Origin of the sequence: Photobacterium atrarenae, assembly GCF_024380015.1 — a bacterium.
Lineage (GTDB): Bacteria > Pseudomonadota > Gammaproteobacteria > Enterobacterales > Vibrionaceae > Photobacterium > Photobacterium atrarenae.
Genome location: NZ_CP101509.1, coordinates 1,740,513 through 1,766,846 on the forward strand (window position 1 = coordinate 1,740,513; position 26,334 = coordinate 1,766,846).

The window sequence follows — 26,334 nt, forward strand, 5'->3', positions numbered from 1 at the left end:
GTATGAGTGCAGTGTTTACAGGCTATCGGGATCAAATCTGGGCATTGGTGGATGCCAAAAGTTTCTATACCAGTTGCGAGCAGGTATTTGATCCGGCACTGGCGGGAAAGCCGGTGGTGGTCTTGTCGAATAATGATGGTTGCTGTGTGGCGATTTCCGAGCAGGCCAAAGGGCTGGGGATTCAGCGGGGCGCGCCTTGGTTCAAAGTCGAACGGGAGGCACGCAAACTGGGCGTGCAGGTTCGTAGTTCCAATTATGTGTTGTATGCGGATATGAGCCGACGGTTTATCGAAGAGTTGTCCCGCTTTTCACCCCAGGTGGAGCAGTATTCCATCGACGAAGCCTTTGTCCGTCTTGATGGCATGAGCCATGAGAATTTAACCGAGTACGGCAAACAGATCCGGGACACGATTGATCGTCATCTCGGTCTGGCTGTGCGGGTGGGGATTGGTGCGACCCCCACGCTGGCAAAATTGGGCAATCAGGCGGCGAAAACCTATGAGCAGCGGTTGGAAGGTGTGGCTGAAATTCGCACTGAGCATCAGCGGCGTTGGTTGTTGCAGCGAACCGATGTGCAAGACATCTGGGGCATTGGGGCAAAAATGGCGACCCGGCTGCGCACGTCCGGGATCACCACAGCACTGCAATTGGCCGATCAAAACCCGGCGGATATGCGCCGGCTGTGGAATGTAGGCCTGGCCCGCACCGTCCTCGAATTACAGGGCGTGGCCTGCATGGCGCCGGGGGATATTGACGAAAAGCGCAAACAAATCCTGTCCAGCCGCAGTTTTGGCGTCGGGATCAGTCAGCTGGATGAGCTCAAAGCCGCATTGGCATTTCATTGCCAGCGCGCTGGGGAAAAACTGCGTCAGCAGGGCAGCCAGGCTGGGGTGGTCAGCCTGTTTTTACGCACCAACCGCTATAAAGATTTACCGCAATATAATAAGAGCACGGCGCGGGTGCTGGCTTGCCCCAGCCAGGATACCTATCAGTTCTTGAATTCGGCGATCGAACAGCTCCATGGGATATACCGGCCTGGCTGTGAGTATCAGAAGATCGGAGTGATCCTCAATGATTTGTCCGATGTGCAGCACCAGTCTATTCAGTTGGATATGTTTGACGCCAGCACCCTGAATGAAGTGAAGCGACGCAAACTGATGGCAATCTCTGATCAGCTCAATGCCCGCTACAAGAACGGTGTGAAACCAGCCTCGGTGATTAGCTCGACCAACTGGCATATGCGCCAGGCTTTTCGCTCCAACCGCTGGACAACGCGGCTGGATGAGCTGCAAGTAGCTAAGTGTTGAACAACGTGAGGGAAAGCAATTGATTCGGGTAAATCAAAAAAAATAATTTGCAAATACAAATGACATTTGTTTTTATTCGCGCCATTGATGGTTTTGTTAAATGCTATAAATGGAATTTGTAATGAAAACAATGTTTATCCGACACCCGCTGGCTCTGGCGATTTCACTTGTCGTGGCCCCAGCCTTGGCTCAAAGTGATGCCCAGAGTACAGAAACGCTGACTGTCTATGGTCAGGGCTATGAAGGCTATGCTGAGCATATGCCAACGTCGGGGATGAAAACGGATCTGGAATGGCTGGATGTGCCTCAGTCCGTTTCCGTGGTGACCGGAACAGAAATCAAAGACCGGGGCGCGGTGCGTTTGGTTGATGCCCTGGATGGTGTCGCAGGGGTGAATAATACGCTGGGTGAGGGGAGCCGGGATCAGTTCGTGATCCGCGGTTTTGATGCGCTCAACGATGTTTACCGTGACGGACTGCGGGATGACGGAAATTTGCAATCCTACCGTAGCCTGGCAAATATTGAGCGGATTGAAGTTGTTAAGGGGGCCGCAGGCGCATTGTATGGACGCGGCTCTGCCGGAGGCTTGATTAATTTGGTGACTAAACGTGCCAACGGGGAAAAGTTCACACGCTTCAATGCAGGTGTTGGCAGCAACAACCAGTTTGTGGGTCAGGTTGATAGCTCAACATCACTGTCAGACAGTGTGAACGGGCGCGTGAACCTGGAGTACCGCGAAGGTGATTCCTATGTCGATCATGTGGATTCACATGATTATTTTATTGCGCCAACCTTGAGAATGACACCCATGCAAGGGCACACGCTAGACCTGGATGTGGAGTATGCCTACCAAGAGCTGGTCCCGTACCGGGGCGTGCCATCGAAAGACGGCAAGCCGGTTGACGTACCGGTGGATACCTTCTTTGGCGGCACGAATGACTATCAGAAATCAGACAGCCTTCGTCTGGCGGCCGACTATGAAATTGAGTTTAACCATGCGCTGACATGGAATAATCGTGTTTCCTGGAACAAGATAGAGCTGGAGCAAAAAGGAACCCGGCAAGCGAGTGCCGCTGTGACCGGGGATACGGTTGCACAGACCGTCAATAACTTTGGCTATGATCCGCGCACCACGACCACGCTACAGTCCGAGTTGGTCTGGGATACTGGCGCGAACCAGCTTCTGCTCGGGGCTGACTACAACCGCATCGATATTGACCTGACGCTGGCCAGCGATAAAACGCTGCCGGGCAAAGATATTCACAACCCGGCTGCCGGACCGACGCCGGATCCGGGCTTTAAACCGTTTCGGGACAATGTAACGGAAACGACCAGTTTATATATTCAGGATGTATACACCCTTGGTGACCTGTCCCTGATTGGTAACGTGCGCTACGACATGATGGATCTTGAACAGCAAAAGTTTGGTCAGGAGAAAGAATCACTGAGCGATGAGAAAATCAGCTACCGCGCCGGCGCTGTTTATCGCCTGACGAGCGATGTTTCAACGTATGCGACATGGGCCCGTTCATGGCAGCTGCCTTATGCCGGGATCTATATTAATCCGAAACTGGCAGAGTTTTTCCATACCGACCTGCAAGAGCTGGGCTTGAAAGCGTACTTGTTGGATGATTCGTTGATGCTGAATGCTGCGCTGTTCCGGATCGATCAGGAGCAGCCTCAAACCAATACTGACGGTGATGTCATCGATAAAACAGAAGCGCGTCATCAAGGGGTTGAGCTTGAGATCCGTGGCCAGCTGACTGAGCAGTGGAATGTTTCTGCCGGCTATAGCTACCTGGATGCTGAAGATAAGGAGACTGGGAAGAAACCAAATGATGTCTCTGATCATTTGTTCTCTCTGTGGACTGCATATCAGCTGGATGACTACTGGCGCTTCGGCGGCGGGGTGAAATATGTGGGTGATCGTTTTGCCGGCAATAACGAAGCGGTTGCGCTGGGAGATTATACCACAGTCGATCTGATGGCTGAGTACAGCATTGGCCGTCACCTAGTACAGCTGAATGCGTATAACATCCTGGATGAGAAGTATATCCTGGGCGCGACAAACGGGACCTCTGGTCTGAATCAGATAGGTTATGGTGCACCTGCAGAGTTCATGCTGCGCTACGGTTATCAATTCTAATCACAATGACAGGCAACCCTCAGGGGTTGCCTCTTTTCTTCGATGCGGTTTCGAGCCAGCTGTTTTCTTGACGACTATTTAAAAACAGAAATATCACTATTGTAAATGATTGTAAGATTTGTTTTCATTTGCCACCTTTGGTGATGTCACTGAAATAGCTGATTTATTTCCTAAGCAGCAGTGCCGTTGGGTATTGGTCTACAGGTCAGGCCTGGGTGGATTTAACAATAATAGAAAGGAGTGTGAGACGTGGGTCAGCGAGCATATTTTGTTTTTGGGTTGTTAGTTACGTTGCTGGGGAGCCTGCTCTCCAGTGCTTCGGTATCGGCGGCTGATACCAGAACTGATACCAGAACGGTACGAGGTGAAATCGGAGAAGTGACGCTGACCGGGACGCCGACGCGTATTGTGGCGCTCGAGTTCTCCTTTGTCGATGCAATGGCTGCTGTTGGTGTGGCACCTTTGGGGATTGCTGATGACGGCAAGCCGGAGCGTCTGATCCCAGCGGTGAAAGCTGTTGTCCCGACCTGGCACTCTGTCGGTTCACGTTATCAGCCGAGTCTCGAGGCAATTGCTGAACTCAAACCGGATTTGATTATTGCGGATTTGGAGCGACACAGCACCATTTATCAGGACCTGAGCCGTATTGCACCGACGCTGGTTTTGAAAAGCCGGGGAGAGACCTATCAGGAAAACCTTGAAGCGGTGATCACGCTGGCGAAAGCCATTAACAAATCACCAGAAATGGCGGCGCGTCTAGCGCAGCACCGGGAAACTATGGCGGCTTTTAAGGCGGAGATCCAGGCACCAGGTACGGTTCAGTTTGCGGTGCTTTCTGAGCGCGGCATGTGGATGCACGGCCCCGCGTCTTATGCAGGCAGCGTATTGGATTCACTGGGCATCAAAGGCCCGATCCCGGAGCAAACTGAACAAGCTTATATTCCAACCAGCCTTGAGCAACTGCTGGCGGCGAATCCTGACTGGCTGCTCATTGGCCGCTATTCGGAGCAAACCCCCCTGGATGAGTGGCAATCGAGCCCGATGTATTCGCTGCTACGGGCGGTAAAACATGACCGGGTGGTCGAAGTGTCACCAGGCCTGTGGTCCCTGAGCCGCGGGATGCTGGCAGCAGAAGGGATGGCTGAGAATATTACCAAGCTATTGAATAGTCAGTTATGAGTCGTTCGCCTTCGGCAACCGTCAGCGTTGCTTCAAGTAAATCGCTTTCTTTTCAATGTCTGGCAAGGTGGGGCCTGATGTTGGCCTTGGCCGGCAGTGGGGTCGTTGTTGGTCTGCTTAGCTGGTCCAGCTTCTCCCTGCAATTGTCAGACCTCACGGGCCTGGTCCTGGCTTACAATGAAGCCAGCATTGCCCAGCAACTGATCTTCAATATCCGCCTGCCGCGGGTCCTGTCGACATTGATGATCGGGGCCAGTCTGGCTGTCGCCGGTGTCCTCATGCAGGGCGTGACCCGAAACCCACTGGCGTCTCCGGCCATTTTGGGGGTGAATGCCGGGGCTGCTTGTTTCATGGCCCTGTCTGCCATTGGGGTTGCGGTGATCAGTGAGCTACATCCGCTGCTGTGTGCCTTGTTTGGCGGAGCCCTGGGCGGGTTGATGGTGATCGCGCTCGGGGGATACCTGAGTGGTAACCGAATTAATCCGGTCCGCCTGGTCCTGGCCGGGATCGCAATCAATGCCCTGTTGGCCGGGCTGACACGGGCCGCGCTGATCATCGCTGACGAAATGGCCTACAGCATTATTTACTGGCTGGCTGGTTCGGTGGCGGAGGCTGGTTGGCAGCAATGGATGCTGTTGTGGCCGGTCTGCTCTGTGGCGTTGTTGCTCTCTTTTGCACTTGCCCCTCAGCTCAATACTTTGGCATTGGGCGATGAAGTTGCCGAAAGTTTAGGGATTGGTTTAGGCAAAGTCCGCTTGCTCGCGATTGTCGCTATTCTTGTGCTGACCGCCGCTTGTGTGGCGGTCGCCGGTCCTATCGCCTTTGTTGGCCTGATCGTGCCGCATGTCTGTCGCGCTGTGGTCGGCAGAGATCACCGAATATTACTTCCATTTGCCGCGCTGGGCGGCGCTGTTCTTCTGGTGTGGGCAGACGTACTTGCTCGCGCGATCGGATTTCCGGCGGAAACACCGGTAGGTGTGGTGACGGCACTTATTGGGACGCCTTTCTTTATCTTTTTATCCGCCAAAGGACGTACCTAATGCAGATGGCATTGTCGAAAAAGCCCATCGGGTTTGCGGTATTCGGACTCATCATTGCCGGAATTACCAGCTTGTACACCGGTGTGATCAATTTAGATACCGGGCAGATCCTTGAGGCTTTGCGCAACGGGGGAGAGCATGACTTTGTCGTCAATCACTACCGGTTGCCGCGGATGGTACTGGCAATGCTGGTCGGTGCCGGACTCGGGTTGTCCGGCGTTCTGGTTCAGGGAGTGATCCGAAATCCGCTGGCTTCTCCGGATTTGATGGGGATCAGCGCCGGGGCCGGACTGGCCGCAACCGGCTTACTTGTTTTCTATCCGCAGGCACCGCTGTGGTTGCTGCCTGTCGCGGCAATCTCCGGCGGGTTGCTTGCTGCGTTGATGATCTACGCTACAGCGATGCTGACGCATCCGACACCCGCTCGGCTGGCACTGACCGGGGTGGCAATCAGTGCGTTCTTGTCCAGCGGAATTGATTTTCTCCTGATCGTGCACCCTATTGAAATTAACACCGCTATGGTTTGGCTGACCGGCAGTTTGTGGGGACGAAACTGGGAGCAGTTCCCACTTCTGTTTGCTGTGATGTGCTTGTTGATCCCGATTGCTTTTTGGCTGGCGTGGCGTCTGGATGTACTCGGAAGCGGCGAATCCATTGCCAGGGGACTGGGCGTTCATGTCACTCAGGTACAAGCGCTGGCTTTGATCGTGTCTGTGGTACTGGCCAGTGTCAGTGTGTCGGTGGCCGGCACCATCAGCTTTGTCGGCTTGCTCTCTCCCCATCTGGCGAGATTGTTGGTCGGCGGCAAGCACGCGGTTCTGATCCCGATGGCTGCATTGATTGGCGCATTACTGGTATTGGTGAGCGACATTCTGGCACGGGGGCTCATTCCGCCAACAGAGTTCCCAGCGGGGATTATCACTTCGGTGATAGGTGCACCTTACTTTATTTATTTGTTATCACGGTATAAGGGGTGGTAATGCTGCATGCGATGAATGTTTCGGTCGGGTATGGCGAGAAAGCAATTCTCAATAACCTGTCGGTGACGATCCCTCGGGGAAAAGTCACGGCACTGATTGGTCCGAATGGTTGCGGGAAGTCCACACTGCTGAAAACGCTGTCACGGGTCATCTCACCATCATCTGGTCAGGTTCAATTGAACGACCGCCCACTCAGCAAATGGGCAACGAAAGCAATCGCGCAGCATATCTCCCTGTTGCCGCAGAATTTACTTCATCCCGAGGGGATCACGGTTCGCCAACTCGTCGAGTACGGACGTACGCCGTATGTGTCTCATTGGGGCCGGCTGAAATCCGAAGATCGGCACATTGTCGAGCAGGCGATGGTGCGCACTGGCGTTGATGAATTTCAACACACGCTGCTTGATGGCCTGTCAGGCGGACAGCGGCAACGGGCATGGATTGCGATGATCCTGGCTCAGGATACTGAGATCGTGATGCTGGATGAGCCGACAACATTTCTCGATCTCTCGCACCAGATCGAACTGATGCAGATTATTCGTGATATGCAGGCAACCGGAAAAACGGTTGTTGTTGTTCTGCATGATCTCAACCAGGCGGCGCGATATTGCGATCATCTGGTGGTGCTCAAGCAAGGGGTCATCGAAGCTGAAGGAGCGCCCGAGGCCATTATGACCCATCAGTTACTGAACGATGTTTTTTCGGTGAAAGCCAAAGTGGTGGCTGATCCGGTATCCGGCACCCCTTTATGTGTGCCGTTATAACAATAAAAAGCTGCCGTTGGCAGTGTCATGGAAGCTGCTTGTGAGTGCAAGCATGATCAATTGAAGACGTAAGTAGGAAATTAAGCGTGGCGAAGAAAACTCAGACTCCACCCCATAACACCTGGAAATACTCATTGCTCGCCGGTTCGGTCGTTTTGGCCCTGAATGCGCAGGCCAGTGAATACCAGACAACCGATGAGGTCATGGTGATCACCGGCAGTGTGATTGGGACATCAAGCATTGAAGAAGTAAGAGATTACCCGGGTAACCGTACTGTTCTGACTCAGGATGACATCAAAAAGTCAGCAACCTTGTCAATTGACGGCGCCTTACAGCGGGTGCCTGGTATTAAGATCCAGGATGAAACAGGAACAGGGGTGCTACCAAATATCTCTGTGCGGGGCCTGAAAGCGAGTCGAAGCGGACATGCCCAGTTTTTGATGGACGGGGTGCCGATGACGCTGGCACCTTACGGGCATACAGGCCAGTCTATTTTCCCTTCCACGTTGAGCGCGTTAGATCGCATTGATGTGGTTCGGGGTGGGGCTGCGGTTCAGTATGGCCCGAACAACGTCGGCGGGGTGATTAACCTGGTGACCAAGCCGATTTCGCAGACGTGGGAAACCGAGCTCAGTAATAAATTGACTGTGTTTGAAGGCGGTGATGCGCCGTTGAATGACTTTTACTTGCGCACCGGTGGCTGGGTGTCCGATAGTTTTGCGATTCAATTGGAAGGTAACTTCCTCACCGGAGAAAGCTTCCGTGAGCACACCGATACCGACGTGAAGAACTTCCAGTTGAAAACAGAGTGGTTGGTCGACGAGTTACAATCCGTAGAAGCATTTGTACAACGCTATGATGCGGATACGCAAATGCCGGGGGCGCTGACTCCTACCGACTATCAGGCGGATCGCCATCAATCAACCCGCCCTCATGATAACTTTGAAGGGGAGACAACGCGGTGGAACGTCCGTTATACCCGTGATATTTCAACACTTCCATTCGCGGACCTGGCAGAAGCCGAAGTACTGCTGTTTGGCCACCATGCCAAGCGTAACTTTGAGTGGGGCTTTAACAGTGGTGATGGCCATTGGGCCGACCCGGGCATTGCGTCGACGCACTTGCGCACTTCTCCACGGACCTTTGATGTTTATGGGGTCGAGCCTAAAGTGAACTTCTACGTTGCGGGTACCCGCGTCAGTCAGAACTGGATTATCGGAACCCGGTTTGTCAATGAAGATATCGATTATAAGTTGACTCAAACCGCTTTCGCCGATGGGACCACGACCACGCCGCGTGACTGGAATCTGAAAACCGATGCCTGGGCGGCCTACGTCAGCAACGAAATGGGTTTCCTGGACGATACGTTGATGGTTACCCCAGGTTTGCGTTACGAATCCATTGATATGCGTTTTCATGATCTGGGCAAGGAAACGAGCGACGATAACCAAGTCAGTGAACTGTTACCGGGTCTGACCCTGGCTTATCACTTCACTGACGCGTGGGTTGGTTACGCCAATGGTCAGCGTTCATTGCGCGCACCGCAGATTGCTTATATTCGCGGCAAAGGTGAAGAAGGCATGGAGCTGGCGTGGAATTATGAATTAGGCGCCCGCTTTACCGGCGAAACATCGGCCTTCAATATCGCGCTGTATCGCATCGATTTTGAAGATCAGCTGCAGTGGAACAGCGGTGAGCAGTCGTTTGACAATATCGGTGAAACGCGTCACCAGGGGATTGAAGTGGAAGGCAGCTATTCGCCGGTCGCACTACCGGAGCTGTCGCTGCACCTGGCGTATAATTACCTGGATGCAGAGCAGCGAGAGGGGGAATTTGCGGGTAACCAGCTGCCATATACCTCAAAGCATCAGGTGATCTGGGATACAAGCTATGATTTCCGTGGCTACGAGACCACCGTATCCGGACTGTATTTCAGTGATGCCTTCAGCGATAACGCGAATACAGTCGATGAAGACGCCAGTGGCGCAACGGGTAGAGTTCCGAGTTATACCGTGTGGAATTTCAATGTCGGTAAAGACTTGTTTGCCAACGACAGCGGTACCCTGCGTGCAAACATCGCCATTAATAACCTGTTCGATAAAGAGTATTATTTCCGTGGCATTGATGTCAGCCCGGTTGGACGCTACCCGGCGCCAGGACGTTCCTACAGCCTGGATCTGAATTACACCTTCTAATACCAATCGTAGTAAATAAGGGGTCATCCTAGCTTGTTAAAGTGCTCGATAACTGCGTTAGAATTTTTGATTGTAGAATAACTACTTATCAAAAAATTCTGCCTTGTTCTCAAACATTTTTCCTGCGCTATTCTGATCACTGACTTACTTTGATTGGTATAAATGAATCAGCCAGCCCCTTCTCACTTTGGGAGAAGGGGCCTCTTTCCTAAAAGTTCATTCACAGATGAAGGGACAGCCCTCGTGTGAAGGCACTTATAAGCAACATTGGTTAAATTTTCTTTCGTTATAACCAAAACCTCTTTCATAGAGAGAATGGGTATTTTTCTTTCCCGTACCGGATTTTCGATAATAACCTCAGAGAGAAGGCTTCACCCGGGTATGGGTTGGGAAAGAGATGATGGGAAAATGGATCCTCGCTGTTTTAATATTAGTTGCAGTGTCCGTGATGACATCCGGATTGATCAGTGCGCTGGCCGATCTGGCAGCTTTTTTGCTGCTGTTGTATACCGTGGCCCGAAAAGCGGTCAACAAAGCCAAATATGCGAGCCCGTCGCATGTCACTTCAGGGACGGAGAGCAGCCCGTGCTCCGATCGGGGGCAATCTGATAAAATCGATATTGTCCCCTGAATAGCTCAGAAATGCATGTAACTGAATAAGTAAGATGTCAGGTGAGAATTAAAAAAGCGAGTGGCCCTGCCACTCGCTTTTTACGTTAGAAGGGGAACTTAGGGGGCTTCGTCATGAGAAGAATATCAGGTTCAGGCGAGCTGAATGTAGGCCAGTGAGCCGACACCGATGATCAACCACAACAGGATCCCCAGCAGTAATGGCTGGAACCCGGCAGCGCGAAGTTTCTGTACCGTGATGCCAGAGCCGATGAGAAACAGGCACACCACCAAAACACGTTTGGACACCATGAAAATCTGATCGTACAGCGGTTGTAGATCCGGTACCCAGTGGGCGAACAGGATGGCAAGGCAGTAAAAAACGATAAAAAACGGGATGCCGATTTTCTTACTATCGCCTTTGAACAACAGCGCACTGAGAAAGGCGACGGGAATGATCCACAGGGCCCGGGCAAGCTTGAGGGTGGTGGCGGTTTTCAGCGCTTCATCGCCATAGGCACCGGCGGCACCGACCACCGATGAGGTGTCATGGATAGCAATCGCCGCCCAGGTGCCGAAGGCGTGCTGGCTCATCTCCATCAGATGGCCCAGAGCCGGAAATAGAAACAGCGCGACTGAGTTCAGGACGAAAACCGTGGCCAATGCCAACGAAGTTTGATCGTCACGGGCATTGATCGCGGGGGCAACGGCGGCGATGGCACTGCCACCGCAAATGGCGGTACCGGCGGCAATCAAGTGTCCGGTTTTATGCTCAATCCGCAGCAGCTTGGTCAGCAAGTAACCGATGCCGAGCGTACAAAAAATAGAGCCAATGACGAGTCCGAGTCCTTGCTGGCTGGCTTCAATTGCTTGATCCAGATGGATCCCAAATCCAAGACCGATAATGGAATAGGACAGCAGTTTTTTGGTCAGGGCTGCCAGGTTGACTTGCGTCGGGACTAACCCGAGGCTGGCCAGAATGAACCCCAGAATCAAAGCCACGGGAGAGCTGATCATCGGAAACAGACAGACCAGCGCTACCAGGTAAAAGCTGTAACCAGAAGCCCGCGAGCTTTTAAAGGTTTGATAAAGCGACATCATTCGCGTACTCACCAAGGACGAAAAGAAAAGGTGCGGGCATTATACGAAGAAAATCACGTTAGATAGATTGAAATGTTTTGAAGGCAGGGTTAAGTAATGTTGAACATGTGGTGTTCTGAGCATTTGGTGTCCGCGCGTTAAAGCGCATGACTATTTCCTGACCCAGGCCCCGGCAGCATTTTGGACATAATGACCCGGCTCGGTTTTTCGAATTGCTTTTTGATAGGCCAGTCTGCCGACCTCTTCGGTGGTCAGGCCGTTGGAGACCGCAATTCGCTGGTAATTGGCTTTACGGATCCGGTTGACTGAGCTGACTAATTGCCGGACTTCAGAGGTGGTCGTTACGGTCACCGGTGCGATATAACCGGTGTTGGCTTCCCCCACCAGCCCCTGATCTTTTGCCTGTTGGAGATCCAGGGCATATGCGTTGAATGAGAGGCAAAGCGCGAACAAAAAGTACACAATTTTCTTCATGGCAATCTCCCTGCCAACTCAGAATACATCGTCGTCACTGAATAAGTCATCTATTTCCTTATCAACTTTAATTCGGATCTCATGTTCAATTTTAACATTGAGATTGACTTCGATGGGTTTTTCCGAGGCGGTGACCTGAACGGTCGGGGTGCAGGCTGATAACGCACTCACCATCGTGAGGACGGCCAGAACTGCAAGTATGCTGGTAAGTTTAAGCTGAATATCCATGAGCGACGACCATTCTTAGCCTTCATCTTAAAAAAGCGCAATCAATGCTACTCATCCACACCAAGCTGCTTTAAAAATTGACCTTCCAGCTTGGATGAATTAATCGCATTCATGGTTTTTATTAATGCTGGAATATCGTCTTCAATGTTCAGGTTGATATAAACAGGCTGACCGGACTGAAAGTCTGGATTTGCCCCTTTAAACCGTGAACGGGCTTTTAATTTTCCTTCTTTAGAATAGTCTACATCAACTGCCAAGGAATCGAATTTATAATTTTTGAGAATCTGGCTGATTCGTTTGAGACTATCGCTGGTGGAGGCCTGAATATTCTGATCAATGGAAGAGCCGGGTTTGTATCGCAGCACACCGCCAGGATAGCGCGAATGCAGTCGACCGTTGTGTATGGCCGGCAGTCCATCCTGAATCGACAGCGGTAAGGTGCCATCCAGAATCCCGGTTAGTTCAATATCCGGGTAGGCCAGCATTTCCATGAGCGCCTGAAGATCCAGATGTTGGATCTGGATCGGGATACGGTCGATATTGCGTAAGTCGCGGCTGCTCACCCCCCGGGTACTGATGGTACCGCCGAGCGTGCGGGTACTGGCCCGGTGCAAGGCATAATGATTGCGGCCGGTGTCAAACTCGGCCTGGGCAATAATATCTTCCAGCAATAAACCGATATGGAGATATTCAGTGCGGATGCTGAGTGGGAATTTGGAACGAATGCCGTCCGGGGTGATCTCTGCCGTCAGGGAGGCGTTCACGTCGGCAAAGTGGAACCCCCGCAGGTGGCCCTGGAGATGCTCGGTAAAGAGGCCGAATTCACCACTCAGCTGTTGGTGATGGAGCACCAGATCGGCATACAAGCTGATGTTGCCGCTGGTTAAGTCGTAGCTGAGCGGCAGTAAAGGCAAGTAATGATTCTTCAGCGATTGATGATGGGAAAAGTGAAGTTTGTGACGATGTAACTGAATATGGGTGCGGGCATTGCTGAACCGGGAGTTCAGTGAAAATTTCAACAGGGGGGTCTGCCGGGCATTGGTCAGCGTACCGGACAGGCGGGCGCTTTCTGGTTCCAGTTGCACGCGGCCATGGCTGAGAAACGGCGGAAAACGTTGGTTGTTTTGTTGAAAGTTCAGTTGCACCTGATAATCACCGTTGAGTGTCAGGTGGGGACCGTTGGGGCTCATCAGTAAGGTGCGAAGGGATAAGGCTTTGAAGTTGAGTGTGATATCTCCGTGATATTTCTGGACCGGCTGGCGGCTTTTCTTTTGCGCCTGTTCTGGCTGAGGCTCACCAATCAGCTTCTCCGCATTATAATCTGCATTGAGTGTGATCGGGGTCTCTGCTGTTAGGGTGAATTTCAGAGGCGCCGTCGCAGCTGACTGAGTGGCAGAGGTTGGGGAGAGGTTACCCTGTACGGGCGCCAGCTCAAGCTCGAGTTTGTCATTGTACAGTGTCAGATTGTCAGCCCGGGCGTTGAGCAATGCTGCGGGTAAGCGTGAAGATTCTGCGCCTGATAGAAGCTGCAAGCGCTCGGCTGCCAGTTGGTTTTGCCGAAACTGGGCAGTGAACATGTGGTTCGACCATTGCATCGCGAAAGCGCTGGCGAGTGTGAGGTTGCTGAGTGTGATATCCGGTTGCGGGGAAAGCTGTTTGAGGTTGGCCTGGAGTTTGCTCTCTGCGTGACACTGTAGCGTATCAAAGAACGTATCAAGCGTCGTCTGATGGGGCGTCGTATCCACTCGGGAAGTACAGCCGAGCTGGCGCAGCAAGACTTTGAGCTGGCCCAGGCGGTGGTTGACGGTCAATGGGGTCTTCATTTCAGCCATCATCAGGGACAGCTGCTGAGGGCGATAACGGGCTGTCAGTTGCAGCTCACCAGAACTGCTGAGGGACAGTTGCCGGATGGCCGCAGGCTTTCCGGGATGAGGCTGAACTGCATCACCCGGAGCAGGTGCAGGTAAAAGTCCGGGCAGGTTAAGGGCATATTTTCCCAAATGGATATCAAGTTGCTTGGGCCAGGTGAGCTTCAGCCGGTAGTCTGCCTCACTGAGCGCATCCGGGGTCAGGGTTGGCTGCTGTAACTGGGTCAGGCTGAGCGTCAGAGGCTGAGTCAGCCTGGCATGTGGTAAATCGGGTTTTGTCAGCTTGTTATTGAATACTCGGGTATCGCTTATATCGACCTGGCATTGGAGTGATTCAGGCAATGGTTGGTTTGTGTACAAACGGACCTGGCATGCCAGATGATCACGGCCATCAGATAACCGGGCCTGGAGCTGGTTGCGATCCTGCTCATCACTCTCCAGCGTCACTGATACATCAAAAGGTGTTGGTATCAAGGCTTTGCCGCGGAGTTGAAAATATGGCTCTGTGTGAGCGTCATCCGATGCCTGCTCTTTGGCGGTGTCATTGCTTTTGTCTGCGCCTTGGCTCAGCCCGCCCGGAGAATCTTTTCCGGGCGGGCTGAAATGCAACTGTGTCTGACTGAGCCAGTTGCCAAAACGAAAATCATCAATCCTGATCCGGCGGACCGGAAGCTGGTTCAGGCGGGTCATCAGGTATCCCAAATGCAATCCCGGCTGTTGTTGCAGCTGGGAAGGGAACTCGGGCAGTTGAGTCGGTTTGTCGATATGGAGTTGCGTCGCGCTTAACGTGATGGTGCTCTCTGGCTGGCTGAGGTTCATCGAGAACGAAGCGTTGGTGGCGATTTGAGAAAAATTCGGGATCACCGTTGGCCACTGCGGCGTGAGTTTGCGGATGTGTACTGTCAGCGGTATCTGCGGCGTCAACCAGCTGAGGGAAAAATTGGCGTGGTCGAACTGGAACGGATAGCGATTGTTATTTTGATCGCCGGGAAGCATGAACGCCAGCGCCCCCTGGCCGATAAAGCCGCTCAGGACCGGTTTGGGCTGGGTGGAAAGTACCAGATCGACATTGTTGATGCGCTGTTTGATTGCTTTTTCCTTGCCCTGTGTTTGGCCATGGGGTGCTTTTGCATGCGTGGACACGGCTGCGGGTGTCAGTGTGGTTTCAATTTGTTCAGCATGGGCACTGAACAGGTACGGTTTGGAAAGATGAATGAAGCGAAAGGCGGTATTGGTCAGCGTCAAGTGACCCAGTACGATGCCTTGCTCAGCCAGGGGGCGCAATAGGTTGGGTGCTAACCGGATCGTGCTGCGGGCTGCAAACAGCCGCCAGGAAGCATTGGAAATCGCACTTTGTTGTTCGACAAAATGCGCCAGTGAAACATGGTGGAAGGTCATCTGGTTACCCTGAATGGCAATCGAGACCTCTTGGATTGTCAGCCCCTGCTCAAAGCCAATGCCTGAAATAGCATTGATTTCGATCCCCTTACTGGCCAGCCAGGGTGGCACCAGGATTGCGGGAATCACGATAAGCCCGAGAATCAAACACAGACCATAAACAAACAGCTTCACCTTGCGGCTGTATTTTCTGCTGCGCTTGCCGGCGGGGGAAGCCGTGGGCGGTAATGTTTGGTCTACATTCATGAATACGGCTGCTTAAAGACTTTTCAGGTTAGGGGAAGATATGTCCTCCCTTCTAAGCATAAACCGGAACGGAAAAAGAGGTGAAAATGAAGCACCTAGGGTGCTTATTACTTCGCAAGGGGCGATGAGGCGGCGGCCTGCACCGCGATAGGTCAGCAATGGATTCGAATGCTATGCCGGCTGCGAATGTTTTTTATTGTTTTTTTCTCTCTATTTGCACGACAAATAAGTGGGCGGCCAAAACCGTATTGACACAAAACACCATTAATTTATCTACACGCAGCGGTAAATGCTGAATGAACGATTTGGATGGGTTGATCAAGAGTAGGAAAGCTGAGAGAAATTGGACTGCTCAACACAAAAATATCAAAAAATAAAAAATCATTAGGAAGTGATTATGACCGATGCAGCAAACACCCAGGTTCAACCCGTGAGGAGCCAGAATTTCAAACAACTGATCCAGTCGTTGGGGCCGGGGATTATGATGGCGACTGCCGCCGTCGGCGGTTCTCACCTGGTTGCTTCAACGAAGGCCGGGGCCATTTATGGATGGCAACTGGCTGCGCTTATTCTGCTGGTTAACCTTTTAAAATATCCTTTTTTCCGTGCCGGCGTTCAGTTCACGATGGGAACCGGGAATAGCTTGATCCAGGGCTACGATAGCCTTGGCCGGGGTTATCTGTGGGTCTTTACCGGACTAAGCATGATCTCCGGGATTGTGAATACCGCAGCGTTGGTGTTGTTCAGCGCCAGCTTGTTGGGGTACTTCCTGCCGGTAACATTGTCACTTCCGGTGCTGTCGGCGATTGTGGCGACCGCGTGTCTGGTGATTCTGCTGGCCGGACACTACAAAGCGCTGGATGGGCTGTCGAAAACCATTATGGCGGTTCTGGTGATTGCAACGTTGTCGGCTGTGATGATCGCGGCAGGGAAAGGTGCCGTGGCGCCGGCTGACTTTGAAGCCCCATCGGTATGGAGCATCGCCTCGATTGGATTTGTTGTGGTGATGATGGGCTGGATGCCGGCACCGATTGAAATTTCCTGCCTGACGTCGTTGTGGCTGAAAAGCCAGAAAAAATCGCAGCACGTCACACCGCAGTCGGCTTTGATGGATTTTAATGTTGGGTATATTGGCACCGCGATCCTGGCGGTGGTGTTCCTGGCGCTGGGTGCGTTGGTATTGCATGGTTCGGGAACGGAACTTAAAAGCTCCGGGATTGGTTTCTCCCATCAGTTGGTTGGCCTGTATGCATCGACGATTGGTGAGTGGTCCCGCTACCTGATCGCTGTGATCGCCTTTTTCTGTATTTTCGGAAGTACGATCACCGTGATCGACGGTTACTCGCGCGCACTGGCAGAATCGCAGTTGCTGCTGCAGAAAAAGCCGTTAGAGCAGCGCAGTTACCATAACGCCTGGATGCTGTTGGTCACGGCTGCCGCCCTGGCGATTATTTTCTTCTTCAGCTCTGCACTGATGCCGATGCTGAACTTTGCCATGGTGCTGGCATTTATGACCACACCGGTATTTGCGCTGCTCAATTATCTGCTGGTTGCAAACACGGCGCTGCCAAAAGCCTTGCAATGGAGTCGAACCATGAAATGGCTGTCCTGGGTTGGGCTGACCTACCTGTTCGGCTTCCTGGCCGTGTTTATCTGGTGGAAGTGGTTGATGTAAATGGATCAGCGATGCAGCTGAGCGCTGCATCGGCTGTCAGGCACTCTTTTCTCAAAGTCTCCGAAGCGGAGGCTTTGTTGTTTTTGGCGCAGGCTAAATCGGCCGGGTAAACAAGAGGCAGGGTGAAACTGAAATTTGAAGCGCTGAGTTCTATCACATTGCACGTTGTTGATTATTCATATTTTTGAATGAAATCAGCAGTTAGTGAGAAAAATCTCGGGGGAAAGACAGAGCATTTTGAATCGATATTCGCTTTGAGTGTATGGCCGACGTGATGTGATTGCGATGCTGAAGTCGCGATAACCTGTGCTTTTTCATGGGAATAGCACATGATTCTATGATACAAAGTGTCATCATCAGATGAGCTTGTCAGCCGGGAGAACAAGTGAATAAATTATTGTCGTTTGAGGCGTTGTTGGTACTGGATGCGATTGAACGTCGCGGCAGTTTTGCAGCGGCCTCGGAAGAGCTGGGTCGGGCCCCGTCCTCATTGAGTTATCAGGTTCAGAAGTTGGAGCAGGATCTGGATCTGGTTATTTTTGATCGCTCCGGCCATAAAGCTGCGTTTACCAAAGCCGGTCGCTTGCTTCTGGAGCGGGGACGCCAGCTTCTCACCGCGGCAGATGAAATGATTTCAGATGCTAGTGCGCTGGCCCATGGCTGGGAGCTGGATATCACCATTGCTTATGATGGTCTGATCCGGTTGGAGCATATGCTGTCACTGGTTGAGGGCTTGGCGAAGAAAAGTAAAACCCGATTGCGCTTTCAGGAAGAAATTCTGGCTGGATGTTGGGAAGCGCTGGCCCAGGATCGTGCAGATCTGTTGATTGCCCCGGCGCCCAGTGTTGCTCCGCCCGAGGTGAAAATTCAGCCGATTGGCAAGCTGGATTTGGTTTGGGTTGCTCATCCGGATCATCCGATCCACCAACATGACAACCCGTTGGATCCGGCGGTCAGGAAACAGTATCGAGGAATTGCTGTAGCGGATACTGCCCGCAACCTGCCGCCGCTGACGCACAATATCCTTGATGAACAGCCGTTGCTGACGGTCAGTTCAATGCACGACAAGCTGGTGGCGCTGAAAGCCGGAATGGGGATCGGCACTATGTCGGTTTGCTATGCCGAAGAAGCGATGAATCGCGGTGAGCTGGTGGTGATTGGTAATGATCCTGTGATTGAAATGGACATTGTATTAGCCTGGAATCGCAGCCGAATGGGAAAAGCCAAAACCTGGTGTATTCAGCATATCGAAACCTTGTGGAAAGGCACGCTGAACCAACCGGCTGAAGGCCATCAAAAAGGATAAATAGGGGCTTTGCTCCTCAAAGAATGAACAAGCCCCGACACAGCTAAACACTGTTTTCGTTGGGGCATGTTTGCATTATTTCAGCGGCAGCATCATCTCAACAATGCCGTCTTCCATCTGGATATCAATGCTGAACCCGACCTTTTGCGCCAGCATGATCATGCCCCGGTTTGAAGGCATGGTCATGCCGGTTAAGCGCTCGAGTCCTCGCTGACGGCTGTAATCAATTATCTTGGTCATCAGGATACGGCCCAGGCCAACCCCTTTCAAATCCGAACGCACCAGGATTGCAAACTCCGCTTCTTCATTCTCCGGATCCGACAAGGCCCGGGTCACGCCGATGATCTCTTCATCTTGTTGGCCATCGAGCCGGGTAATTTGCCGGGTTGCAACAAATGCCATTTCGCGGTCGTAGTCAATCTGAGTCAGGTTGGCCAGGGCTTCATGGTTAAACTCACCGACATCGGAGAAGAAACGACGATAGAGGTCATCCACTGAAACTTTGGAGATGAAGGCTTTATGCTTGGGCTCATCTTCCGGCAGGATGGGGCGCAGCAGAATTTCAGAGCCGTCTTTGAGAGTGACCTGTTGCTCATGCTCTTTCGGGTACGGGCGAATCGCCAGCCGGGTTTGTTTGTCCCCATCAAAGGGTTTGATGCTCATCGATACATCAATCACGGTCATCTCTTCGCCGGCCGCCAATAGCGGATGAATATCGAAGCTTTCAATTTCCGGACAATCAATGATGAGCTGGGAAATTTTGACCAGCAGTCGACACAGCGCCGGGATATCGATCCGTTCCGGAAAGCTGCGCTGTTTGATCTTGCCGGTTTTAATCGCATTGATCACCATGTAGCGCGCCAGGGCCATGTTCAGTGGTGGCAGGGCGACGGCTGCATCTTTGTGAATATCCCACTCGGCCGCATCTTCTCCCATGAAAATCACCGGACCAAACACCGCATCATGGTGAACGGAGATCCGTAGCTCCTGAGCACCGGAGCGGTTTGCCATGCGCTGCACCAACAGGCCATCAATCCGGGCATTCGGGTAATTGAGTGTGACCCGATCCAGAATCGCCTGGGCGCTGTTGGCTACCTCCGCCGCCGTGCGCAGGTGCAGCATCACCCCGTGGATTTCGGATTTATGGCGAATGTCCGGAGAGCGCAGTTTCACCGCAACCGGGTAGCCAATTTGTTCAGCAATGTGGGCCGCTTCCGCCGGATCGGTGGCAATCCAGGTCGGTAGCGTACTGAAGCCATAACTTTCCAGTACCGGCCGGACCTCATGGGTTTCAAGGTGCGAAGTGCCCTGGGCTAACAGGTGGTTAAGTACATCGTGAACATGGCGTGGATTGGCAGCGGTTTCACCGTAAGATACGGGTGTTTCCATCAATTGTTTCTGGTTGCGCCGGTACTCCACTAAGTGCATGAAGGCCGAAACGGCGCTTTCTGGGGTTCGGTAGGCCGGAAATCCGGCTTCAGTGAAGATTTGCCGTGACAACGCTGCTTCATTTTCACCGGCCCAGTTGCTGAGGATATTGAATCGCTTGGTTCGGGGATGAGATTGCAGAACATGAACCAGCCGTCTGGCAGTTTCATTTCCCGGGGCGATTGCCGAGGGCGAGTGCATGATTAGCAGTGCATCAAAGTCGTCACTGTCGAGCAGGATACGAATCGCTTTTTCATAGCGGTTAATCCCAGCATCTCCAATAATATCGATCGGATTGGCATGGGACCAGCAAGCTGGGAGCACCTCCGATAATTTCTCGACGGTCTCGGGGCTTAGCTGTGCCAGTTTTCCGCCGCGATCGGCCAGGGCATCGACCGCCATCACGGCCGGGCCACCACCATTGGTCAGAATGGCCAGCCGCTCGCCACGTAGCGGAACTGAATGCGCCAGGGTTTCCACCGCGGCAAAAAGTTCATGGGTGTTGTGAACCCGCAGCATTCCGGCCCGGCGAATGGCGGCGTCATAGACACCATCGAGTCCAATCTCGCCACCAGTATGCAGATAGGCCGCTGCGCTGCCTGCACGGGTGCGGCCACTTTTCAACACCAGGATCCGGCGGTTGCGGGCCGCAGCCCGGGCGGCAGACATAAACCGGCGCGCATCTTTAATCGAGTCGACATAGAGCAAGATGGCTTCGGTTTTGCTGTCGCGACAGAGATAGTCGAGTAATTCGGCAAAATTGATATCGCAGGCATCGCCGAGTGACAGGAAGGTCGAAAAGCCAATGCTTTTGTTCTTTGCCCAGTCCAGGATGGTGGTACACACCGCTGCGGATTGAGAAATGAAAGCGATGTTACCTTGATTTGCCGCGACGGGTGAAAAAGAGGCATTGAGGTTCAACCAGGGCAGGATCAGCCCCATGCTGTTCGGGCCGACCAGACGCATACCGTACTGCCGGGCTGTTGTGAACATCCGGTCTTCTTCGGTCTCATTCTGGCCCGGAAAGACCGTGTTCATGCCGGCAGCTAATACTATGGCAACTTTGACGCCTTTTTCGCCGAGCTGGCGAATGACGTCTACATTTCGATGGGCATTGGTACAGACGATAGCCAGATCGGGCACCCGGGGTAAGCTGTCAATGGTCGGGTAGGCCAGTACTCCGGCAACGGCATCATACTTGGGGGTGACCGGCATGATGGGACCATGAAAGCTGCCGGCCAGAAGATTGCGGATTACGACGTTCCCGGCCCGGCTGGGGTTATCAGAAGCGCCAATCACAGTAATTGATTTAGGCTTGAGCAGTTTATCCAGTCCTTCCATAGCATCACCTGCAATATTTAAACGCTTTTCAGGAGTTTAACGGATCACGCCCGGAGTTTCTGACTAAAGTATGCGGGCTGTGACGGATGCCCTGGCAATCTGGCTCTGCTTCGAACGAAGAGGCTGGGGTGTGATTGTGGCAATTACGGCGAATGGGTGAGGGAGACCAGGAGGGCCTGCATTGGAGCCACGGTAACCGGCTTCCTGTGACACGTGGCGAAGAGTTATTGATTTTACTTGAACTTGCTCTTGATTGCGTGAAGGAGCGACGGCAGAATGAAGTCAGATTTACTATTTGGCAGAGTTAGAATGAAGAAAATTGCTGTGTTTGCCGTTGCCGCGGCATTAGTCGGGTGTGCATCAGACAGAGAAACCATCCAGATTGTCAGTGCATCATCTGAAGAAGTATACACGGCTGATCCGCTGCAATCGATCGCTTCGGCGACGTCGGCGCAGAATGAGCAGGCTGCCGTGGCGCTAGATGAAAAAGTCGTTGGCGAGAAGCCGGCGATGGTCACTGCAAAGCCGACAACAACGCCGAAACTCGTGCAGCCGGATCCTGTACCGGCCGCAAAAGTTGAGCCGAAACCGGTTCCCCCGGCTGCGAAGAAAAAACCAACTTATCAGTACGTACAGAGAAAAACGGGCGGTTATACCATTCAGGTACTGGCGTTGAGTCATAATAAAGGGTTTCAGCCATATCTGAATAAATTGCCTTCGGATCAGCCGGTATGGATGAATCAGAAGCAAGTGCAGGGGCTGCCTTGGTATACGTTGCTTTACGGTCGTTTCGAGACGCGTCAGCAAGCAGAACAAGCACTCAAGGCGTTGCCGAACGACGTTAAATCCTACGGCCCGTTCATCAGAAGTCTGGCGAAAATTAAATCTTCGTCCACCCCGAAAATGACAAAATTGAACTAAGAATGTTGATTGAAAAAGAGAGCTCCGGCTCTCTTTTTCTCTTTGTGCGCCGAGCATGGCGTTGTTCTAGGAGGTGAAAGTCCTCTACGGGCTCAGTCGAGCGAGAACCGTTAGCCTATGCAAGGGTGCCCACCGTGAGGTGGGATCTGAAGGAAGCAAACGGCAAAACTTGGGTGTGACGAACAGAAACCTGATAGTAGGCCAGTACAACTTGGGTAACCTAGCAATATATAGAACAGCCCAATGCCTCGACGGGAAGTGTGTACGGGTAAATCAGGCACAGCCAAGGGAAAGAACAACGTCTTACCTCGGGAGATCTTACGACCTGTCTCGGATGAGACTAATACAACAGTGATGTTGTGTGACGGGTAATAAGAAGTCAGCAGAAGGCATAGTACCTTGGGGAAGTACAACCCAAGGGAAGGCCGGAACTGAATATATCAAGAAGCAGTCACTAGACACTCAATCATGTGGGGTCATAGCAAGATGAACAACATCTCTACGTACTACTGGGCAACACCGCAAGTGACGCTCATGGCCACGAAGAATGACAAGCATGATCGGCGTAGACAGGAGGACGAGTCTTGGTGACCTCAACTCAGTTGATGGAGCGGATCTGCTCCTCAACAAATCTGAACCAAGCCCTGAGAAGAGTGAAGAAGAACAAGGGATGTGCTGGGGTTGATAAACTCGACATAACAGCGACTATCTCGATGCTTCGGCAGTCTTCTAATGGGCAAGCGCTCCGCCAGAGCCTTCTGGACGGGAGCTACCAACCGCAACCCGTTCTGGGTGTAGAAATTCCCAAACCTAGCGGGGGAGTGAGGCAGCTAGGTATCCCAACTGTACTTGATAGGGTAGTCCAACAGGCCATTACCTCAGTACTGACAGATATCTACGAACCTCAGTTTTCAAGCAACAGTTATGGGTTCAGGCCTAACCGCAGTGCCCACCATGCATTGGTGGCAGCAAGCCACTACATCAGGGAGGGGCGGGGTTATGTAGTCGACATAGACCTGGCGAAATACTTCGATACTGTGAACCACGATAGACTGATGCACAGGCTATCGGAGGACATCACAGATAAACGGGTCCTGAAGCTGGTCAGGTCATACCTACAGGCAGGCATAATGCGAAACGGGTTAGTTGAGCAGAGGCAACGAGGGACGCCACAGGGTGGACCATTATCTCCGCTGCTATCAAATATCGTATTAGATGAGTTGGATAAAGAGCTTGAGCGAAGAGGGCATAAGTTCTGCCGATATGCAGACGACTGCCAAATCTACGTGCACAGTGAGGAAGCCGCCAATCGAGTAAAAGCCTCAATCACGGAGTTCTTGGAGCAGAAACTGAAACTCAGGGTTAACCGTGAGAAAAGTGCGGCAACGAGAGTGACAGAGCGGACTTACCTAGGCCATCGCTTTCAACGAGATGGAAGCATCCATATCTCGAAGACAGCACAAACTCAGATGAAGAAGCGAGTGCGTCAAATAACGAAGCGGAATCGAGGGCGAGAGTTGAAGACAGTCCTAGTCGAACTCACTCAATACCTAAGAGGTTGGCAACACTATTTCAAGCTTGCCATACGGAAAAGCGCGATGCAGCGCTTGGATGAATGGATAAGGCGGCGCTTACGGTGCTATCGCCTCAAGCAGCGCAAGCGCAGATACAGCATAGCGACATGGTTACGCCAAGAGGGTGTAAGCGAACGCAATGCGTGGAAGCTGGCGATGTCAGATAAAGGGTGGTGGCACTTGGCTTTATCGCCCCAGCTCAATCAGGCCATGCCAATGAAATGGTTCAAGGAGATGGGTCTGTACTCGTTGCGAGATGGGTACGAGTCACTGAAAATATATTCGGAACCGCCGTATGCGACCCACGCTTGTACGGTGGTGTGAGAGGACGGAGGCCGTGAGGCCTCCTCCTACTCGATTTGATGCGGCCAACATGCGGATCGGAACGGGAGGTAAGATCAGCCGGATTGCGGGAGAATGTCTGGGATAAGCGAACGCTTTATCGGAACGCAATCGCAGATTTAATAGCCGCAAACTGTCAATTTATCGAAATTTTTCATTGTAAACTGCGATCCTGGCTGCCATCTGTTTCCTTTTTTGATTAACATTGCCGAAGTACTATCGATTTAGTGTGCGGCGCCCCAGCGCGCTGCGCAGCAATCATGATGACTGATAAGCGAAATTTATCAGTGATGAAGACAAGGGATGATAATGAGCTCAATCCACGTATTATTACTGTGCGGCGGCGGCAGTGCCGAGCATGAAATTTCTCTCATTTCTGCTAACTTCGTTGAGCAGCAGTTACAAATGCTTGATGACATCACGTACACACGCGTTGAGATGAAGCAGGACGGCTGGTTTGATGATCAGGGCTGGCCCTGCCAGCTTAACCTTGATCGCACCTTGCAGACTGAAGCCGGCAAAGTGGACATCAATTATGTGATCCCTTGTATTCATGGTTATCCGGGAGAAACCGGTGACTTGCAGTCATTCCTGGAGATCGCAAAATTGCCTTATTTCGGTTGTGATGCCCAGGCGAGTACCAACTGTTTTAACAAAATCACCACCAAGCTGTGGTTCGACGCGCTGGATATCCCCAATACGCCGTATATTTTCCTGAGTGAAAATAACGATGAGAGTCACACAAAAGCAGAAGCTGCGCTGGCGAATTGGGGGACCGTTTTTGTGAAGGCCGCATGTCAGGGCTCCTCTGTGGGGTGCTATAAAGTCACTTCCCCGGCAGACCTTGCTGATGCAATCAACCAGGCGTTTACCTTCTCAGATCAGGTGCTGGTCGAGAAAGCGATCAAACCCCGTGAGCTGGAGATTGCCGCTTACCAGTATGGCGATGAGCTGGTGATTACTAAGCCCGGTGAAGTGAGCTGCCCGGATGATCAGTTCTACACCTATGAGGAAAAATACAGCGCTGACAGTCACTCCACGACATCCGTTGAAGCTACAGGGTTGACCGAAGCACAGGTCGAGCAAATTCGTGGTTATGCCCGTAAAGCTTTTGTGCAGATGAAGCTGAAAGATCTGTCACGGATTGATTTTTTCCTCAGTGAAGAGAATGAAATATTGCTGAATGAAATCAACACCTTTCCGGGAATGACACCGATTTCAATGTTCCCGCAGATGCTCAAGCATCATGGTCATCAGTTCCATCGATACCTGGAGCAAGCCATCAAGTCTGCAGCTGTGTAATCTTTAGCCGGAAGGTTAATCCCTTCCGGCTGATGTGACGTTTCTTTGACTGAGTGTAATACTGGTTATAGATGCAAGTAAGGAACAACATGCTATCAGAGAAGCAAAAGCGTGAACGTTTTGTTGCATTACGTGAACGTAACTATCGGGCAAGCCTGCAGTTAGAAGGCTTTGATGTGGAGCCAGCCAAAGTAAACGCTGAATCTGATAGCACACCTGAGTCAGTCAAAATCGCCAAACTGAAAGAGCACTATGCGAGATAAATATGGTGTGACGCAGGACCCGGATTGTTACCCCGACAGTCCGGTACTGAAGAACCTGTTATCGATCCGAGATGAAGATGAGCTGGAGCGCGCCGAGCGGGACTTTACCCGGGTGCGGGCCGCGCATTTCGAACCTGAGTTTGGCCAGTTTAACTTAGCTTATCTCCAAAAAATTCACCGTATTCTGTTTCAGGACCTCTACGCCTGGGCCGGGCAGATCCGTCAGGTCGATATCACCAAGGGGCAAACCCGCTTCTGCCATATGCAGAATATTGAGCGAGAAGCTGAGCGCTTGTTTCAGGAGCTGGCTGAAGAGCATTACCTCTGTGGCTTATCTTTTACTCAGTTTATTCAACGCATTGCGCACTATTATTGCGAACTGAATATCATTCATCCTTTCAGGGAGGGAAACGGTCGGGTTCAGCGGATATTTTTCGAGATCCTGGCAATTAACGCCGGCTACGAAGTCTGTTGGGAAGGAATCAATCTCAAAGAATGGGTCGATGCCAACCAAATGGGTTATTTCGGCGAACTGAAACCGCTTGAGAAACTGTTTGAGCGGATCACTGTACCGATTGATCTGCAACATGGTCCTGGCGAGCATTGGACGGATAGCCCGCAGTAGTGGAAAACAGATTCCATCTGAC

Annotated in this window: 20 protein-coding genes; 15 read left to right on the forward strand and 5 right to left on the reverse strand. The window is 52.1% G+C overall.

Annotation, left to right across the window (positions count from 1 at the left end; genetic code table 11):
- Window positions 1–2 precede the first annotated feature (2 nt).
- From NNL38_RS23805 to NNL38_RS23840, 8 genes are all read left to right on the forward strand, one after another.
- Window positions 3–1,307 carry a Y-family DNA polymerase gene (locus tag NNL38_RS23805; protein ID WP_255391352.1) on the forward strand — a complete coding sequence of 435 codons (1,305 nt, stop codon included), beginning with the start codon at window positions 3–5 and terminating at the stop codon, window positions 1,305–1,307.
- A gap of 121 nt (window positions 1,308–1,428) precedes the next feature.
- Window positions 1,429–3,453 (forward strand): TonB-dependent receptor, encoded by a 2,025-nt coding sequence (locus NNL38_RS23810; protein ID WP_255391353.1) that lies wholly within the window; start codon window positions 1,429–1,431, stop codon window positions 3,451–3,453.
- A 249-nt stretch (window positions 3,454–3,702) separates the two neighbouring features.
- Window positions 3,703–4,632 carry a Fe(3+) dicitrate ABC transporter substrate-binding protein gene (locus NNL38_RS23815; RefSeq protein WP_255391354.1) on the forward strand — a complete coding sequence of 310 codons (930 nt, stop codon included), beginning with the start codon at window positions 3,703–3,705 and terminating at the stop codon, window positions 4,630–4,632.
- Window positions 4,633–4,709: 77 nt separating this feature from the next.
- Complete coding sequence (locus tag NNL38_RS23820) at window positions 4,710–5,672, forward strand: FecCD family ABC transporter permease (RefSeq protein ID WP_255391355.1); 963 nt, start codon at window positions 4,710–4,712, stop codon at window positions 5,670–5,672.
- 5 nt (window positions 5,673–5,677) lie between these two features.
- Window positions 5,678–6,652 carry an iron chelate uptake ABC transporter family permease subunit gene (locus tag NNL38_RS23825; protein WP_255392325.1) on the forward strand — a complete coding sequence of 325 codons (975 nt, stop codon included), beginning with the start codon at window positions 5,678–5,680 and terminating at the stop codon, window positions 6,650–6,652.
- The gene (fecE, locus tag NNL38_RS23830; RefSeq protein ID WP_255391356.1) at window positions 6,652–7,416 is read left to right on the forward strand and encodes a Fe(3+) dicitrate ABC transporter ATP-binding protein FecE; all 765 of its coding nucleotides are present in this window, start codon (window positions 6,652–6,654) and stop codon (window positions 7,414–7,416) included. The genes NNL38_RS23825 and fecE overlap by 1 nt, the downstream gene beginning before the upstream one ends.
- An 86-nt stretch (window positions 7,417–7,502) precedes the next feature.
- Complete coding sequence (locus NNL38_RS23835) at window positions 7,503–9,611, forward strand: TonB-dependent receptor family protein (protein ID WP_255391357.1); 2,109 nt, start codon at window positions 7,503–7,505, stop codon at window positions 9,609–9,611.
- Between the two features lie 397 nt (window positions 9,612–10,008).
- Complete coding sequence (locus tag NNL38_RS23840) at window positions 10,009–10,242, forward strand: hypothetical protein (protein ID WP_255391358.1); 234 nt, start codon at window positions 10,009–10,011, stop codon at window positions 10,240–10,242.
- Window positions 10,243–10,373: 131 nt separating this feature from the next.
- Here NNL38_RS23840 and NNL38_RS23845 read toward each other — a convergent pair whose 3' ends face one another.
- From NNL38_RS23845 to NNL38_RS23860, 4 genes are all read right to left on the reverse strand, one after another.
- Complete coding sequence (locus NNL38_RS23845; protein WP_255392326.1) at window positions 10,374–11,318, reverse strand: YeiH family protein; 945 nt, start codon at window positions 11,316–11,318, stop codon at window positions 10,374–10,376.
- 153 nt (window positions 11,319–11,471) lie between these two features.
- Window positions 11,472–11,795: a YdbL family probable chaperone protein gene (locus NNL38_RS23850; protein WP_255391359.1), complete on the reverse strand. Its 324-nt coding sequence runs from the start codon at window positions 11,793–11,795 to the stop codon at window positions 11,472–11,474.
- A gap of 18 nt (window positions 11,796–11,813) precedes the next feature.
- Window positions 11,814–12,023 carry a YnbE family lipoprotein gene (locus NNL38_RS23855; protein ID WP_255391360.1) on the reverse strand — a complete coding sequence of 70 codons (210 nt, stop codon included), beginning with the start codon at window positions 12,021–12,023 and terminating at the stop codon, window positions 11,814–11,816.
- 47 nt (window positions 12,024–12,070) lie between these two features.
- Window positions 12,071–15,535, reverse strand: coding sequence for an intermembrane phospholipid transport protein YdbH family protein (locus NNL38_RS23860; RefSeq protein ID WP_255391361.1), 3,465 nt, complete (start codon window positions 15,533–15,535; stop codon window positions 12,071–12,073).
- Window positions 15,536–15,932: 397 nt separating this feature from the next.
- On the opposite strand from NNL38_RS23860, the gene NNL38_RS23865 reads away from it, so the two are divergent.
- Both NNL38_RS23865 and NNL38_RS23870 read left to right on the forward strand, forming a co-directional pair.
- Window positions 15,933–17,210 carry an NRAMP family divalent metal transporter gene (locus NNL38_RS23865; protein WP_255391362.1) on the forward strand — a complete coding sequence of 426 codons (1,278 nt, stop codon included), beginning with the start codon at window positions 15,933–15,935 and terminating at the stop codon, window positions 17,208–17,210.
- A 385-nt stretch (window positions 17,211–17,595) separates the two neighbouring features.
- On the forward strand, window positions 17,596–18,516 hold the full coding sequence (locus NNL38_RS23870) for a LysR family transcriptional regulator (protein WP_255391363.1): 921 nt from the start codon (window positions 17,596–17,598) through the stop codon (window positions 18,514–18,516).
- 75 nt (window positions 18,517–18,591) lie between these two features.
- On the opposite strand, the gene NNL38_RS23875 is transcribed toward NNL38_RS23870, so the two are convergent.
- Entirely contained in the window at window positions 18,592–21,285 is a 2,694-nt protein-coding gene (locus tag NNL38_RS23875) for a bifunctional acetate--CoA ligase family protein/GNAT family N-acetyltransferase (RefSeq protein WP_255391364.1), read from the reverse strand.
- Between the two features lie 309 nt (window positions 21,286–21,594).
- Here NNL38_RS23875 and NNL38_RS23880 point away from each other — a divergent pair, with 309 nt between their 5' ends.
- From NNL38_RS23880 to NNL38_RS23900, 5 genes are all read left to right on the forward strand, one after another.
- Complete coding sequence (locus NNL38_RS23880; protein ID WP_255391365.1) at window positions 21,595–22,206, forward strand: SPOR domain-containing protein; 612 nt, start codon at window positions 21,595–21,597, stop codon at window positions 22,204–22,206.
- 605 nt (window positions 22,207–22,811) lie between these two features.
- Window positions 22,812–24,104: a group II intron reverse transcriptase/maturase gene (ltrA, locus tag NNL38_RS23885; RefSeq protein ID WP_369414611.1), complete on the forward strand. Its 1,293-nt coding sequence runs from the start codon at window positions 22,812–22,814 to the stop codon at window positions 24,102–24,104.
- Between the two features lie 327 nt (window positions 24,105–24,431).
- Entirely contained in the window at window positions 24,432–25,424 is a 993-nt protein-coding gene (locus NNL38_RS23890) for a D-alanine--D-alanine ligase (protein WP_255391366.1), read from the forward strand.
- Window positions 25,425–25,513: 89 nt separating this feature from the next.
- A complete protein-coding gene (locus NNL38_RS23895; RefSeq protein ID WP_255391368.1) occupies window positions 25,514–25,687 on the forward strand; it encodes a YhfG family protein in 174 nt (57 codons plus the stop codon).
- Window positions 25,677–26,312 (forward strand): putative adenosine monophosphate-protein transferase Fic, encoded by a 636-nt coding sequence (locus tag NNL38_RS23900; RefSeq protein WP_255391369.1) that lies wholly within the window; start codon window positions 25,677–25,679, stop codon window positions 26,310–26,312. The genes NNL38_RS23895 and NNL38_RS23900 overlap by 11 nt, the downstream gene beginning before the upstream one ends.
- Window positions 26,313–26,334: the final 22 nt, after the last annotated feature.

Bases quoted from the DNA above. Each gene is read 5' to 3' on its own strand.
- NNL38_RS23875 (WP_255391364.1), bottom strand. From the start codon at position 21,285: ATGGAAGGACTGGATAAACTGCTCAAGCCTAAATCAATTACTGTGATT.
- NNL38_RS23895 (WP_255391368.1), top strand. From the start codon at position 25,514: ATGCTATCAGAGAAGCAAAAGCGTGAACGTTTTGTTGCATTACGTGAA.
- NNL38_RS23890 (WP_255391366.1), top strand. From the start codon at position 24,432: ATGAGCTCAATCCACGTATTATTACTGTGCGGCGGCGGCAGTGCCGAG.
- NNL38_RS23865 (WP_255391362.1), top strand. From the start codon at position 15,933: ATGACCGATGCAGCAAACACCCAGGTTCAACCCGTGAGGAGCCAGAAT.
- NNL38_RS23805 (WP_255391352.1), top strand. From the start codon at position 3: ATGAGTGCAGTGTTTACAGGCTATCGGGATCAAATCTGGGCATTGGTG.
- NNL38_RS23810 (WP_255391353.1), top strand. From the start codon at position 1,429: ATGAAAACAATGTTTATCCGACACCCGCTGGCTCTGGCGATTTCACTT.
- NNL38_RS23845 (WP_255392326.1), bottom strand. From the start codon at position 11,318: ATGTCGCTTTATCAAACCTTTAAAAGCTCGCGGGCTTCTGGTTACAGC.
- NNL38_RS23880 (WP_255391365.1), top strand. From the start codon at position 21,595: ATGAAGAAAATTGCTGTGTTTGCCGTTGCCGCGGCATTAGTCGGGTGT.
- NNL38_RS23825 (WP_255392325.1), top strand. From the start codon at position 5,678: ATGGCATTGTCGAAAAAGCCCATCGGGTTTGCGGTATTCGGACTCATC.
- NNL38_RS23855 (WP_255391360.1), bottom strand. From the start codon at position 12,023: ATGGATATTCAGCTTAAACTTACCAGCATACTTGCAGTTCTGGCCGTC.
- NNL38_RS23840 (WP_255391358.1), top strand. From the start codon at position 10,009: ATGATGGGAAAATGGATCCTCGCTGTTTTAATATTAGTTGCAGTGTCC.
- NNL38_RS23900 (WP_255391369.1), top strand. From the start codon at position 25,677: ATGCGAGATAAATATGGTGTGACGCAGGACCCGGATTGTTACCCCGAC.
- NNL38_RS23850 (WP_255391359.1), bottom strand. From the start codon at position 11,795: ATGAAGAAAATTGTGTACTTTTTGTTCGCGCTTTGCCTCTCATTCAAC.
- NNL38_RS23860 (WP_255391361.1), bottom strand. From the start codon at position 15,535: ATGAATGTAGACCAAACATTACCGCCCACGGCTTCCCCCGCCGGCAAG.
- ltrA (WP_369414611.1), top strand. From the start codon at position 22,812: ATGGAGCGGATCTGCTCCTCAACAAATCTGAACCAAGCCCTGAGAAGA.
- NNL38_RS23820 (WP_255391355.1), top strand. From the start codon at position 4,710: ATGTTGGCCTTGGCCGGCAGTGGGGTCGTTGTTGGTCTGCTTAGCTGG.
- fecE (WP_255391356.1), top strand. From the start codon at position 6,652: ATGCTGCATGCGATGAATGTTTCGGTCGGGTATGGCGAGAAAGCAATT.